The sequence below is a fragment of the Leifsonia soli genome (genome assembly GCF_013408745.1).
GTDB lineage: Bacteria > Actinomycetota > Actinomycetes > Actinomycetales > Microbacteriaceae > Leifsonia > Leifsonia soli.
Window position 1 is genome coordinate 1931415 of the sequence record NZ_JACCBJ010000001.1, and the last position, 13433, is coordinate 1944847.

At 71.7% G+C, this 13433-nt stretch carries 13 protein-coding genes; 9 read left to right on the plus strand and 4 right to left on the minus strand.

The window, feature by feature from the left end:
* Positions 1-3: 3 nt before the first annotated feature.
* Complete coding sequence (locus BJ963_RS09365) at positions 4-1245, minus strand: extracellular solute-binding protein (RefSeq protein ID WP_089908810.1); 1242 nt, start codon at positions 1243-1245, stop codon at positions 4-6.
* Positions 1246-1608: 363 nt separating this feature from the next.
* Here BJ963_RS09365 and BJ963_RS09370 point away from each other — a divergent pair, with 363 nt between their 5' ends.
* The 6 genes from BJ963_RS09370 (at position 1609) to nagA (BJ963_RS09395) (ending at position 7326) form a co-directional block, all read left to right on the plus strand.
* Positions 1609-2487, plus strand: a complete 879-nt coding sequence (locus BJ963_RS09370) for an SIS domain-containing protein (protein WP_179458088.1) — start codon at positions 1609-1611, stop codon at positions 2485-2487.
* Positions 2484-3485: an ROK family protein gene (locus BJ963_RS09375; protein ID WP_343037252.1), complete on the plus strand. Its 1002-nt coding sequence runs from the start codon at positions 2484-2486 to the stop codon at positions 3483-3485. The genes BJ963_RS09370 and BJ963_RS09375 overlap by 4 nt, the downstream gene beginning before the upstream one ends.
* Positions 3482-4393 carry a hexose kinase gene (locus BJ963_RS09380; protein ID WP_179456173.1) on the plus strand — a complete coding sequence of 304 codons (912 nt, stop codon included), beginning with the start codon at positions 3482-3484 and terminating at the stop codon, positions 4391-4393. The genes BJ963_RS09375 and BJ963_RS09380 overlap by 4 nt, the downstream gene beginning before the upstream one ends.
* Before the next feature lie 85 nt (positions 4394-4478).
* Positions 4479-5339 carry a class II fructose-bisphosphate aldolase gene (locus tag BJ963_RS09385; RefSeq protein ID WP_179456175.1) on the plus strand — a complete coding sequence of 287 codons (861 nt, stop codon included), beginning with the start codon at positions 4479-4481 and terminating at the stop codon, positions 5337-5339.
* The gene (locus BJ963_RS09390; RefSeq protein WP_179456177.1) at positions 5336-6121 is read left to right on the plus strand and encodes a DeoR/GlpR family DNA-binding transcription regulator; all 786 of its coding nucleotides are present in this window, start codon (positions 5336-5338) and stop codon (positions 6119-6121) included. Before BJ963_RS09385 ends, BJ963_RS09390 begins: the two co-directional genes overlap by 4 nt.
* The gene (nagA, locus tag BJ963_RS09395) at positions 6118-7326 is read left to right on the plus strand and encodes an N-acetylglucosamine-6-phosphate deacetylase (RefSeq protein ID WP_343037253.1); all 1209 of its coding nucleotides are present in this window, start codon (positions 6118-6120) and stop codon (positions 7324-7326) included. The genes BJ963_RS09390 and nagA (BJ963_RS09395) overlap by 4 nt, the downstream gene beginning before the upstream one ends.
* Positions 7327-7390: 64 nt before the next feature.
* On the opposite strand, the gene BJ963_RS09400 is transcribed toward nagA (BJ963_RS09395), so the two are convergent.
* The 3 genes from BJ963_RS09400 to BJ963_RS09410 all read right to left on the minus strand — a co-directional run bounded on the left by BJ963_RS09400 (position 7391) and on the right by BJ963_RS09410 (position 10781).
* Positions 7391-8614 (minus strand): MFS transporter, encoded by a 1224-nt coding sequence (locus tag BJ963_RS09400; protein ID WP_179456179.1) that lies wholly within the window; start codon positions 8612-8614, stop codon positions 7391-7393.
* Positions 8615-8772: 158 nt separating this feature from the next.
* Positions 8773-9318, minus strand: a complete 546-nt coding sequence (locus BJ963_RS09405; protein ID WP_179456181.1) for a cysteine hydrolase family protein — start codon at positions 9316-9318, stop codon at positions 8773-8775.
* Complete coding sequence (locus tag BJ963_RS09410) at positions 9315-10781, minus strand: purine-cytosine permease family protein (RefSeq protein WP_179456183.1); 1467 nt, start codon at positions 10779-10781, stop codon at positions 9315-9317. The genes BJ963_RS09405 and BJ963_RS09410 overlap by 4 nt, the downstream gene beginning before the upstream one ends.
* 105 nt (positions 10782-10886) lie before the next feature.
* Here BJ963_RS09410 and purU point away from each other — a divergent pair, with 105 nt between their 5' ends.
* From purU to nagA (BJ963_RS09425), 3 genes are read left to right on the plus strand one after another with little or no spacing between them, the layout of a single operon-like run.
* Positions 10887-11750 carry a formyltetrahydrofolate deformylase gene (gene purU / locus BJ963_RS09415; RefSeq protein ID WP_179456185.1) on the plus strand — a complete coding sequence of 288 codons (864 nt, stop codon included), beginning with the start codon at positions 10887-10889 and terminating at the stop codon, positions 11748-11750.
* Between the two features lie 58 nt (positions 11751-11808).
* Positions 11809-12171 carry a YrdB family protein gene (locus BJ963_RS09420; protein WP_343037254.1) on the plus strand — a complete coding sequence of 121 codons (363 nt, stop codon included), beginning with the start codon at positions 11809-11811 and terminating at the stop codon, positions 12169-12171.
* Positions 12168-13364 carry an N-acetylglucosamine-6-phosphate deacetylase gene (gene nagA / locus BJ963_RS09425; RefSeq protein ID WP_179456190.1) on the plus strand — a complete coding sequence of 399 codons (1197 nt, stop codon included), beginning with the start codon at positions 12168-12170 and terminating at the stop codon, positions 13362-13364. Before BJ963_RS09420 ends, nagA (BJ963_RS09425) begins: the two co-directional genes overlap by 4 nt.
* Positions 13365-13433 lie beyond the last annotated feature (69 nt).

Consider the following 13433-nt stretch of genomic DNA (forward strand, 5'->3'; position numbering starts at 1 on the left):
GGGTTACTGGCCGTCGGCCTTCGCCTGGATGGACTTCAGCAGGTCTTCGGGCTTGGCGCCCTGACCGAGCTGCCCGATCTGGCTCTGGATCGCGCCCTGCGCGGCCGACCAGTTCGGGTTGGTGGACGGGTAGAACTTGGCGTTCGGCAGCAGGTCGAGGAACGGCTTGATGGTCTCGTCCGAGCCCATCGCCTCCGCACCGGACTTGGTCGTCGGCAGGAAGCCTTCGGCCGTGACCCACTTGGTGTAGACGTCCTTCGAGTAGAAGTAGTCGAGGAACTTCTTGATCGAGGCCGTCTTGTCGGTCTTGTTCTTGAACGCCATCAGGTGGTCCGCGACGCCGAGGGTGAACGGCGAGCCGTCCTTGGTCGGGATCGGCGCGATGCCGTACTGCAGCGACGGGTTCTTGTCCTTGATCTGACCGACGGTCGGCGGCAGGCCGACCTGCATGCCGAGCTGGCCCTGGATGAAGACGTTCAGCAGCGGGGTGCGGTTGGTCGAACCGGGGTTCGCCTCCGTGTAGCCCTGCGTGATGATCTTCTGCATCTCGGTGGCGCCTTCGACGTTCTCCGAGCTGTCGATGGTCAGCTTCTTGGCGTCGCCGTAGCCGCCGCCGGCCCCGTAGAACCAGAGCGCGGTCTCGGCCTGCGCCTCCTCGCTGCCGAGCGGCATGCCGTACGGCGTGATCCCGGCGGCCTTCAGCTTGGCGGCCGCGTCCTCGAACTCGGCCCACGTCTTCGGCGGGGCGGAGATGCCGGCCTTGGAGAAGTCGTCCTTGTTGTAGAACAGCGCGCGGGCGGACGCGATGAACGGGAGCCCGTACTGGGTGCCGTCGATGCTCGCGTTCTTCTTGAAGGCGTCCTGGAAGTCGTCGAGCGTCGCGGAGGAGACGATGTCCTTCGCCGGGTAGAGCAGGTCGTCGGCCGCGAAGCCGGCGAACGCGTCGATGTTCAGGATGTCGGGCTGCTTCTGCGCCTGGATCCGCGTCTTGATGACGTTGTTGATGTCGGTCCAGGATTCGACGTCGAGGTTGACCTTGATATCGCTGTTCTTGGCCTCGAAGTCCTTGATGATCTGCTGCCACTCGGTCTTGGTGTTGTCCGAGTAGCTGGCGACCATCAGGTCGAGCGTCTGCGCGCCGCCGGACGAGCCGCCGGACCCGCCGCTGAAGCCGCAGGAGGCGAGCGTCATGGTGGCGACCGCCGCGGTTGCGACCGCCGCTCCCCACCGCAGTGACTTCTTCATTGACTTCCTCACTTCTCAAAGGGAATACGCGAACCGTCACTGCCGATGGAACCTGCGCGACGATGCGTAGCTGTTGATGCTTAGTGATTTGTTTCAGCTTGAAACAAGCACTTGCACTCAATGGATGATCGAAATCATGACGCGTCAGCACCGTCCCGTCAAGAACAATGCACAAGATCGTTACACGGCGTTTACAGGATGGCGGCTCTCTCCGAGGTTCACCCCGTGAAACGATTGAACATGATCACTAGACAACCAGTTCGATCATCAGTGATCATTGTTGCCAGACCTACACGCATTTCAGCAGCCGACGGCGCAGAACAGGAGCGATCAGTGACGCACGCACCAACCGCAGGAGCCCACATGGAGGCCGAGCTGCGGTCGCAGCCGGAGACGTGGGCGACCGCGGCCGGACTGCGCGAGGAGCAGTCGCTTCTCCCCGCGGCCGGCGAGCGCATCGCCGTCGTCGGCTGCGGCACCTCGTGGTTCATGGCGCAGTCGTACGCGGCGCTGCGCGAGACCGCCGGGCACGGCGTCACCGATGCGTTCGCCGCTTCCGAGGCGTTCGTCGACCGGGACTACGACGCCATCGTCGCCATCACGCGCTCGGGAACGACGACCGAGGTGCTCGAACTGCTCGACGCGCTGCGCGGTTCCGGCAACCGGGCCCGCACCGTCGGCATCGTCGGCGACCCGGACACCCCGCTCGTCGGACTGGTGGATGTGGCCATCCGGCTGCCCTTCGCCGACGAGCAGTCCGTCGTGCAGACCCGGTTCGCCACCACGGCCCTCGCGCTCGTCCGCGCCTCGCTCGGCCACGATCTCTCCCCCGCGATCGACCAGGCCGCCGCGGCGATCGAGGAAGACCTCGATGATGAGCTCGTCACCGCGGATCAGTACAGCTTCCTCGGCGCGGGCTGGACGGTCGGGCTCGCCCACGAGGCGGCGCTCAAGATGCGCGAGGCGTCGCAGTCGTGGACGGAGTCGTATCCCGCCAAGGAGTACCGCCACGGACCGATCGCGATCGCCGCGCCCGGCCGGGTCACCTGGATGCTCGGCGAGGCGCCGGCCGGGCTGGCCGGTGACGTCGCCGCCACCGGGGCGCGCTTCGAGGACCGCCCGATCGACGGGATGGCCGACCTGGTGCGCGCGCAGCGGGTCGCTCTGGCCCGCGCCCGTCGCGCCGGACTCGACCCCGACAGCCCCCGCAACCTCACCCGATCGGTCATCCTCCCCTCGTGACCGCAGAGCCCCTGACCCCGCTGCCGGCCGCCGCTCCGCTGGGAGACGGCGCACCGGTGCTCGCGTTCGACGTCGGAGGGACGGACACCAAGGCCGCCCTCGTGGATGCCGCCGGCCGGCTGGTGCAGGTGGTGCGCATCCCGACCCCGCACGCCGGCGATGCGACCGGCGACGCGGTGGTGGCGGCGATCGCCGCCGTCGCCGAACGGTTCCGGGCGGAGCACCCGGGCGTCGTTCCGCAGGCGGCCGGGCTGCTGGTGCCGGGCCACGTGGACGACGACGCCGGGGTCGGCATCTTCGCCGAGAACCTGGGCTGGCGCGACTTCCCGTTCCGCGACCGCGCTGAGGCCGCGCTCGGCGTCCCGGTGGCGTTCAGCCACGACGTCCGCGGCGCCGGCGAGGCGGAGCACCGGCTGGGCGCCGCCGCACCCTACCGCGACGTGGTCGTGATGGCGATCGGCACCGGCATCGCCGGGGCGATCTTCCTCGACGGCCGGCTGCACACCGGCGGCGGCCTGGCCGGCGAGATGGGCCACTCCCGGGTCGCCGACGGACCGCTCTGCGCCTGCGGCGGCATCGGCTGCCTCGAGGCCGTCGCGTCGGCCGCGGCCATCGCGCGGCGGTACAACGCGCTCACCGGTGCCGACGTTCCTGGTGCCCGGGAGGTGCTCGCCCTGGCGCAGTCCGGGGACGAGGCCGCCCGCGCGGTCTGGGACTCTGCGGTGGATGCGCTCGCGCTCGATCTCTCGCACACCGTCGCGCTGCTGGCGCCCGAGGCGGTGGTGATCGGCGGCGGACTGGCGCAGGCCGGCCCTGCGCTGTTCGAGCCGCTGGCGGAGAAGCTCGACGCCATCCTCACCTTCCACCGGCGCCCCGTGCTGCTGCCGGCGAGCATCGGCGAGAACGCCGGGCTGATCGGGGCGGCGCTGCGGGCGCGAGACCGCAGTGCCGGTTCGGCGGCGCGGTCGGTCGAGCCCAGCGCAGAGGTGGCGTCGTGATCCTCACCGTCACGCCGAACCCGGCGCTCGATCTCACGTACCGGGTGCCGCGGCTGCTCCCCGGCGAGACGCATCGCGCGGCCGCCCCGGCCGTCCGCGCCGGAGGCAAAGGGCTCAACGTCGCCCGCGTGCTGGCGCAGACCGGGAGCGCCGCATTCATCCTCACCACCGCGGGAGGCGCCCCCGGACTCCGGCTCGCCGACGATCTGGAGGCGTCGCAGCTGCCCTCGGAGCTCGTGCCGGTCGCCGCGCCGACGCGCAGCAGCGTCGCCGTCTTCGACGAGTCGAGCGGCGAGACGACGGTGATCAACGAGACCGGCGGCCCGCTCACCCCGGCCGAGTGGACGGCCCTGCACGACGCCGTCGACCGGCTCGTCGTTCCCGCGACCTGCGTCGTCGGGTCGGGCAGCCTCCCGCCGGATGCGCCGGACGACGTGTACGCCCGCCTGGCCGCCGCCGCCGACGCGCACGGACTGCCCAGCGTGATCGACGCGGTCGGGGCGCCGCTCGTCCGCGCGGCCGAGGCCGGCGCCTCCGTCGTGAAGCCGAACCGCCGCGAACTGGCCGAGACGACCGGCCTGGACGACCCGGTCGCCGGGGCGCGCGTGCTCCTCGACGCCGGAGCCGGGCTGGTCCTCGTCTCGCTCGGCGCCGAGGGCATGCTCGCGGTGCCGCCCGAAGGCGAGCCCGTCCACGCCCGCCTCGGAACGCCGCTGACGGGCAATGCCACCGGGGCCGGGGATGCGGCCGTCGCCGCGGTCGCGAGCCTGCTCGCCGCCGGTGTCTCCGATCCGTCCGCCCTGGTCCGCCGCGCCACCGCCTGGTCGGCCGCCGCCGTGCTCGCCCCGCTCGCCGGCGAGCTCGCGCCCGGCTTCCGGGACGTCGAGTCCCGGATCGAGACCGGCTGAGCCGGAGATCGCCCGCCGCCATCCCGCCGCCATCCTGCCGTCGTCCACCTCTTCGCCCATCAGCCACCATCCCGGAGCCGCCGCCATGCCCCTCGTCCCCACCGCCGACCTGCTGCACGCGGCCGTCGGCCGCCGCACCGGGCTGGCCGCCTTCAACGTCATCCTGCTGGAGACCGCCGAGGCCCTCGTCGACGCGGCCGAGCAGACCGGGCTCCCCGTCATCCTGCAGATCTCGCAGAACTGCGTCGCGTATCACGGCTCGCTCGACCCCATCGCATCGGCGACGCTCGCCCTGGCCAGGGAGTCGACCGCGCACGTGGCCGTGCACCTCGACCACGCGGAGGACGAGCAGCTCGCCCGACGCGCCGTCGAGAGCGGATTCGGCTCGGTGATGTACGACGGCGCCGCCCTCGACTACGAGCACAACGTCGCCGCGACGGTGCGGGTGGTCGAGCACGCGCACGCCAACGACGTGCTGGTGGAGGCGGAGCTCGGCGAGATCGGCGGGAAGGACGGCGCCCACGCGCCCGGCGTCCGCACCGACCCGGACGAGGCCCGGCGCTTCGTCGAGGAGACCGGGGTCGACGCCCTCGCCGTCGCCGTCGGCAGCTCCCACGCCATGACCGAGCGGACCGCCTCCCTCGACCTCGACCTGATCGCCCGGCTGCGACACGCCGTACCGGTTCCGCTCGTCCTGCACGGCTCCAGCGGCGTCGCGGATGAGACGATCGAGGCGGCGATCCGCGCAGGGATCACCAAGGTCAACGTCTCCACCCACCTCAACCGGTTCTTCACGGACGCGATCCGGGCGTACCTCGCCGCGCATCCCGACGTCGTGGATCCGCGGAAGTACGTGCGGGAGGGACGCTCCGCGGTGACCAGGGAAGCGGCACGCCTGATGACCCTGTTCGATGTGGCAGGCGGAACGGAGAGCGCACAGCGATGAACAGAGCCGAACGGCTGAACGCCGTGCTCGACCTGCTGGCCGAGGCCGGCCAGATCGAGGTCGACGACATCGTGGCGAAGCTGGATGTGTCGGCGGCCACCGCGCGCCGCGACCTCGACGCGCTGGCCTCGCAGCAGCTGCTGACCCGCACCCGCGGCGGCGCGATCGGGCAGTCGGTCGCCTACGATCTGCCGATCCGCTACAAGCGCGAGCAGCACGCGCCCGAGAAGCTGCGGATCGCGCAGGCGGCGAGCGCCCTCGTCCCCCGCGGCGCCGTGGTCGGGTTGTGCGGCGGCACGACCAGCACCGCCGTCGCGACCGTGCTCGGGTCTCGCCCCGACCTCATGGAGCCCTCGCCGCATCCCAGCCTCACCGTCGTCACCAACGCCATCAACATCGCTGCGCAGCTGGTGATGCGACCGCAGATCAAGACCGTGATGACCGGCGGCGTCGTGCACGCGCGCTCCTACGAGCTCGTCGGCCCGTACAGCGACGTCGTGCTGGAGAAGATCACGATGGACATCGCCTTCATCGGCGTCAACGGCATCGACCCGATCGTCGGAGCGACCGTGCACGACGAGGGCGAAGCGAGCGTCAACTCGCTGATGGCGCGGCGCGCGACCCGGGCCGTCGTGGTGGCCGATTCGTCCAAGATCGGCCGCAAGGCGTTCGCGACCCTGGGCGGCCCGAAGGTGCTGACGACGCTCATCACCGACGACGGCATCACCGACGAGCAACGGGCCGCGTTCGTCGAGCACGGCATGGAGGTGATCGTCGCGTGAGCGACGACCGGCTCATCCACTCGACGCGACTGATCCACTCGGCACGGCTGGTCGACGGCGGCACGGTGGTCGAGAACGGCTGGGTGCGCTTCGACGGCGACACCATCGGCGCGGTCGGCACCGGCGACGGGTGGCGCGACGAGCCCGGGGCGATGGATGCGGCGGGAACGGCGTCCTCGACCGTGACCGACGCGGCCGGGGCCTGGCTCACGCCCGGTTTCGTCGACATCCACGTGCACGGAGGCGGGGGCGCCTCTTTCGACGACGGCCCGGACGCGATCGCCCGCGCCCTCGAGCTGCACCGCCGCCACGGCACCACCCGCTCGGTGCTGTCCCTGGTGACGGCGCCCGTTCCGGAGCTCGCCCGGCGCGTCCGGGAGGTGGCGGCGCTCACCGCGGCCGACCCGCGCATCCTCGGCTCGCACCTGGAGGGGCCGTTCCTCGACGTCGGCCACAAGGGCGCGCACGACCCGGCGCTGCTCCGCCCGGCCACCCGCGCCGACATCGACCTGCTGGTGGAGGCCGCCGCCGGCACGCTCCGGCAGATCACCATCGCCCCGGAGCTGCCCGGCGGGATGGACGCGGTGCGCGCCTTCTCCGCCGCCGGTGCGGCCGTCGCGGTCGGCCACACCGCCGCCGACTACGATCAGGCGCTGGCCGCCTTCGACGCCGGGGCGAGCATCCTCACGCACGCGTTCAACGCCATGCCAGGACTGCACCACCGCGCGCCGGGGCCGGTCGCCGCCGCTGCCCGCACGCCCGGCGTCACGCTGGAGATCATCAACGACGGCGTCCACGTCCATCCCGAGATGGTCCGGATCGCGTTCGCCGCGGCACCGGGACGGATGGCACTGGTGACGGATGCGATGGCCGCGGCCGGCTCGGCCGACGGCGACTACATCCTCGGCTCGCTCGACGTCGAGGTGCGCGACGGCGTCGCCCGTCTCGCCGGCGGCGGCTCGATCGCCGGCTCGACCCTCACGCTCGACGACGCACTGCGCCGTGCGGTGCTCGAGGTCGGCATCCCCGTCGCGGAGGCGGTCCGCGCGCTCACCGAGACGCCGGCGGCCGCCGTCGGACGCGGCGGCGACCTCGGCCGTCTCCTCCCCGGCTACGCCGCCGACGCCGTGCTGCTCGACGCCGACTTCCGCGTCGTCCGGGTGTGGGCTGCCGGCGCGCCCGTCTCCACCTCCGTCACCGCCTGATCCGTGGGGCGCGACATGCCGTCATCCCCGGCGGATGACGGCATGTTGCGACCCACGGACGGCGTCAGGCGCGGGCGAGGGCGGTGCGGGACATGCGGCCGACGACCAGCACCAGGGCGACGGACACCACCAGCAGGCCGACGTACGCCCACGGCAGCACCAGCAGGCCGCCCGCGTCGAAGATCAGCGACCCGACGAGCGCGCCCCCGCCGATCCCGACGTTGAAGGACGTCGTATACAGCGCGCTCGCGGTGTCGCGGAACGCCGGGGACGACGTGTGCAGCATCCGCGTCTGCAGCAGAGGAGGGAGGGCGCCGAAGGCGAGCCCCCAGAGGATGAACGCGATCAGGGCCAGCACGATCTGCCCGGCCAGCACGGCGAGCGCCGCGACCGCGATCCCGGTCACGACGAGCGCGAGGATGAGCCCCAGCTGCGGCCGCGGGCCGAACACCGACCCGGCGAGCACCAGGCCGCCCGCCCCGGCGATGCCGTAGATGAACAGCAGGGCCCCGACGTTGCCCGCGGGAACGCCCATCGGCCCGGTCAGGAACGGCACGACGAACGTGTAGAACGCGTAGTGCCCGACCATGGTGACGGCCGCGATCACGCACACCATGACGACGAGCGGGATGGTGCGGTCGCGCGGACGCGGAACCGTGCGGTCGCGCTCGCGCCTCCGCTTGCCGTCCGCCTCCCGCTCGACCGCGGGCAGGAACTTCCAGATCACCACCGCGCCGACGACCATCAGGGCGGCCAGCAGACCGAACGACAGCCGCCAGCCGAAGACATGCCCGGCGAACGTGCCGAGCGGCACACCGAGCACGAAGGCCAGCGTGCCCCCGCCGAGCGTGATGGAGACGGCCCGGCCGATCTGCTCCTTGGGGACGAGGTGACCGGCGTACGCGCCGACGATCGACCAGAACATCCCGTGCGCGACGCCCCCGAGCACGCGCGAGCCGACCACGAACGCGTAGTCCGGCGCGATCGCGGTGAGCGCGTTCGACACGGCGAGCACGAGCAGGATGCCGATCAGCAGACCGTGGCGCGGCCAGCGCCGCGTCAGTGCCGTGAGCGGGGCACTGCTGACCACCACCGTGAAGGCGAACACCGTCACGAGCAGCCCGATCTGGGCCTCGCTCACCCCCAGGGATGCGCTCATGTCCGGCAGCAGACCAGTCGGGATCATCTCGCTGGTGACGGAGAGGAAGGTGGCCGCGGCGAGGGCGATCAGCCCGGTCCACGGGAATTTCGGCGCGATGCGCGCCGGAGTCGTCGAAGTGGCAGTCATACGGATCTGTCCAACGGACGGCGTTCCCCGGCCATTCCGCCGCGAATGCGGGCCGCGGCGCCTGTGCCTGAAGCTGGCTGCCGGGAGGGGATGGCGGGTCGACTACGCGCCCATGTGCGCGCCCAGGGCCGTGCGGGAACCGCCGACCACCGACGATTCTACCGGAGGCCGCCGAGAATGGCAGTGCTGTCGGAGATCTCGATGAGCGGCGCGTACAGCGCCATCGCATCCAGGGCGCGCTGGTGATCGGCGTCGCTGAGACCGGCGCACGCGTCGGCCGCGACGCGGATGCGGACGCCGGCGTCCGCGGCTCCCAGTGCCGTGCTGAGCACGCAGCAGTCGGTGGAGACGCCGGCGAGCACCACATCCTGCGACCCGTCCAGCGCCTCCCGCAGCGCAGGACCCCACTTGCCGAACGTCGTCTCGGTCACCACCGGGTGCCCGGAGTCGCGGAACGAGAGCACCAGGTCGTAGATCGGATCGTCGGCCGGGACGAGCGCGAACGGCCACTGCTCGTAGTACGGCACCCAGGCGCCTTCCGGCCGCTCCGGCGCGACGAAGCGCGTGAACACGACGCGGTCGAACGCGGGCACCATCCCGGCGATGACGGCCTCCGCCTCCGCGAAGCGCGGGGTGAACCACGGGCTCGCCGGGGCGCCGAACACCTGCTGCATGTCGACGACCACGAGGGTCGGGCCGGTCATCGCTCCTCCTGGCGGCGCACGGCGCCGCGGGAGAACAGCAGGGTGCCGAGGTATCCGATCACCAGCGCGACGAGCACGCCGAGGTTCGCGAACGCCCAGTCGCCCTGCTTGCCGCCGATCGGGCCGAGCAGGTAGCCCTGCCAGCTGAGCCACGACGCGGAGCCGTTGGTGACGAGCCCCCAGCCGATCGCGGTCCCGACCACGATGAGGGCGATCGGCAGCCAGCGCACGGCGCCGTAGCGCCCGCGGCGGTCGTAGAGCTCGGCCTCCGCGTAGTCGCGGCGGCGCAGCTGGATGTCGGCGATGAAGATGCCGCACCAGGCGGCGATCGGCACGCCCAGCGTGATGAGGAAGCCCTGGAACGGCCCGAGGAAGTCGGTGGCGAAGAACACGACGTAGACCGCCCCGGCGGTCATGATGACGCCGTCGATGCCCGCCGCGACGTAGCGCGGGACGCGGACGCCGACGCTGAGCAGCGCCAGGCCGGAGGAGTAGATGTCGAGCACCGCACCCCCGACCAGCCCGAGCACCGCGACGATGACGAAGGGCACCAGGAACCAGGTGGGGAGCAGCGACGCGAGCGCGCCGATCGGGTCGGCGGCGATGGCCTCGCTCAGCTTCGACGAGGAGCCGGCCAGCAGGATGCCGAAGATCAGCAGGACGACCGGAGCCAGCGACGAGCCGAAGGTCGTCCATCCCACGACTCCCCCGCTGCGGGCGCTGCGCGGCAGGTAGCGCGAGTAGTCCGCCGCCGCGTTCACCCAGCCGAGCCCGAAGCCGGTGAGCATGAAGACGAAGCCGCCGATCACGTGCGGCGCGTCCCCCGCCGGAAGCGCCGCCACGGCTCCCAGGTCGATGTGGTTCAGGACCAGCAGGATGTACACGACGGTCAGCACGCCGGTCACGATCGTGATGATCATCTGCATACGCATGATCAGGGTGAAGCCGATCACGCCGCCCACGATGACGAGCGCGACGACGACGATCAGCGCGACCAGCTTGGTGACGACCCCGCCCTCCCAGCCGAGCTGCTGGAACACGGTCGCGGTGGCGAGCGCCGCGAGCGAGACCAGGACGGTCTCCCATCCGACCGTCAGCAGCCACGACAGCGCCGAGGGGAGGCGGTTGCCATCCACCCCGAACGTGGCCCGGCTGAGCACCATCGTCGGAGCGGAGCCGCGCTTGCCGGCGAGCGCGATCACGCCGCACAGCAGGAACGACGCGACGATGCCGATGACGCCGACGATCGTGGCCTGCCAGAACGAGATGCCGAATCCGAGCAGGAACGAGCCGTAACTGAGGCCGAACACCGAGACGTTCGCGCCGAACCACGGCCAGAACAGGTCGCGCGGCCGTCCCTTGCGCTCGCTTTCGTGGATGGTGTTGAGCCCGTTCAGCTCCACGTCGAAAGCGGACGCCGCGCCCGTACGGGTATCGGGCGCATCCTCACCGGTGCTGGTCATGCACCGATCGTGGTGCACGCCGCCCCGCACGTCAACATCGACGCGCCCGGGGCTGCCGGGTGGGCCGCGGCCTGGGCTCATCACGCCGACCGCTACCCTGAACGGGTGACCGACTCCTCCACGTCCAACCACTGGGTGCTCACCTTCAGCTGCTCCGACCGTCCAGGGATCGTGCACGCCGTCAGCGGCGCGATCGTCTCCGCACGCGGCAACATCACCGAGAGCCAGCAGTTCGCGAGCACCGACACCGGCCGCTTCTTCATGCGGCTGCAGGTGGAGTCCGAGGCAGGACGCGACGAGTTCGAGCGCGCGCTCGCCCCGGTGGTCGAGGAGTTCGGGATGACGCACCGGGTCGACAACGTCGGCCGGCCGCTGCGGACGCTCGTGCTCGTGTCGAAGGCAGCGCACTGCCTCAACGACCTGCTGTTCCGGCAGCGCGCAGGTCAGCTGCCCGTCGAGATCCCGTTGGTGCTCTCCAACCACGACACCCTGCGCGACCTCGCCGGCTTCTACGGCGTCCCGTTCGAGTCGCGCACCGTGAGCGGCCCGGAGGCCAAGGCGGCGTTCGAGCAGCGCATCCTCGAGGCGGTCGAGGAGCACGACATCGAGCTCGTGGTGCTCGCCCGCTACATGCAGATCCTCTCGCCGGAGCTGTGCGAGCGGCTGGCCGGACGCGCCATCAACATCCACCACTCCTTCCTCCCCGGGTTCAAGGGCGCCAACCCCTACCGCCAGGCGCACGCGCGCGGCGTGAAGCTGATCGGAGCGACCGCGCACTTCGTCACGAGCGACCTCGACGAGGGCCCCATCATCGAGCAGAACGTCGTGCGGGTGGACCACAGCAACACCGTGCAGGAGCTGGTCGCCATCGGGCAGGACGAGGAGAGCAGGACGCTGACGCAGGCCGTGAAGTGGTTCGCGGAGGACCGCGTGCTGCTCGACGGCGCGCGCACCATCATCTTCCGGTGAGTTCGGCTGGGGAATCGCCCGCTGCCGCCGGGCCGCACGGCCTCGGTAGACTGCCGTGGTGACCTCCGCACCCGACCAGCACGCCCGGCTCACGGTGGGGCCGAACGACATCCTGCGCTTCGTCCTCGAACTGTTCGCCATCGTCTCGCTCGGCATCTGGGGCTTCCTCGCCTGGCCGCTCCCGTGGAACATCCTCGTCGGCATCGGCGCTCCGGTCGTCGCGATCCTGCTGTGGGCGCTGTTCCGGTCGCCGCGGGCCGTGCTGCACGTCGACCCCTTCGTGAAGGCGATCGTCGAGATCGTCGTGATGGGTTCGGCGGCGTTCGCCTGGTGGGACCTCGGTCAGCCCCTCGTCGCCATCGTCTTCGCCGTCATCGCGACCATCAGCGGCGTGATCAACGGACGGCGCGAGTTCTCGTGAGCGGCCTCGTCATCCACAGCGCCCGCAAGGTGGATGCGGAGGGGCTGGTCGACGACTTCTGGCTTGTCGCCGAAGGCGCGCACATCACCGCGACCGGCACCGGCGCGGGGTGGCGCGAGGCGGTGCGGAGCGGCACGGACGACGACGCGGCGGGCCTCGGCCCGTCCAGCACCGACGTGCAGGTCATCGACGCCCACGGCCACTGGCTGACGCCCGGCTTCATCGACCTGCACTGCCACGGCGGCGGCGGGCACCCCTACGACGACGGCATCGACCAGATGCGCGCTGCCCTCGCGACGCACCGCGCGCACGGCACCACCCGGTCGCTGGTCTCGCACGTCGCGAACCCGCTGGCGTCGCTGCGCGAGAGCCTCGCGGTCGTCGCCGAGCTGACCGCGAGCGACCCGCTGGTGCTCGGATCGCACCTGGAGGGTCCCTTCCTCGCCGCCGAGCGGCGCGGCGCCCACGACGCACGATTCCTCCGCGACCCCGAGCCGGAGGCCGTGGAGGAACTCATCGCCGCGGCCCGCGGGACGCTCCGGACGGCGACGATCGCACCGGAGCTGCCCAACGCGCTGGAGGCGATCGGCGTCCTGATCGAAGCGGACGTCGTGGTCGGCGTCGGGCACACCGCCGCCGGGTACGCCCAGACGGCCCGCGCCTTCGAAGTGGGCGCGCGGCTGCTGTCGCACGCGTTCAATGCGATGCCGGGCATCCACCACCGCGCGCCCGGGCCCGTGATGGCCGCGATCGACCACCCCGAGGTGACGCTCGAGCTCATCCTCGACGGGCTGCACGTCGCCCCGACGGTCGGGGCACTGCTGTTCCGGGAGGCGCCGGGCCGTGTCGCGCTCGTGACCGATGCGATGGCCGCGGCCGGCGCCACGGACGGCGACTACCGTCTCGGCGGCCTCAACGTCACCGTCCACGACGGGCTCGCCGTGCTCTCGGGCACCGACACGATCGCCGGATCCACCCTGACCCAGGATGTCGCCCTCCGGAACGCGGTCACGCTCGCCGGGCTCGATCCGGTCGTCGCGGTCGCCGCCCTCACGCGCACGCCCGCTCGGGTGCTCGGCGAGGGCCACCGCCTCGGGCGGCTGCACGCCGGCTACGTCGCCGACGCGGTCCTCCTGGACCACGAGTGGAACGTCACCGCCGTCGTCGCCGACGGCGCCCCGCTCCCCCGCTGACCCGCCCGCCTCCCCGCCGTCGAGTACACGAACTCTGCACGCTCCGGCGGCGTGTCGTGTGCAGTCTGT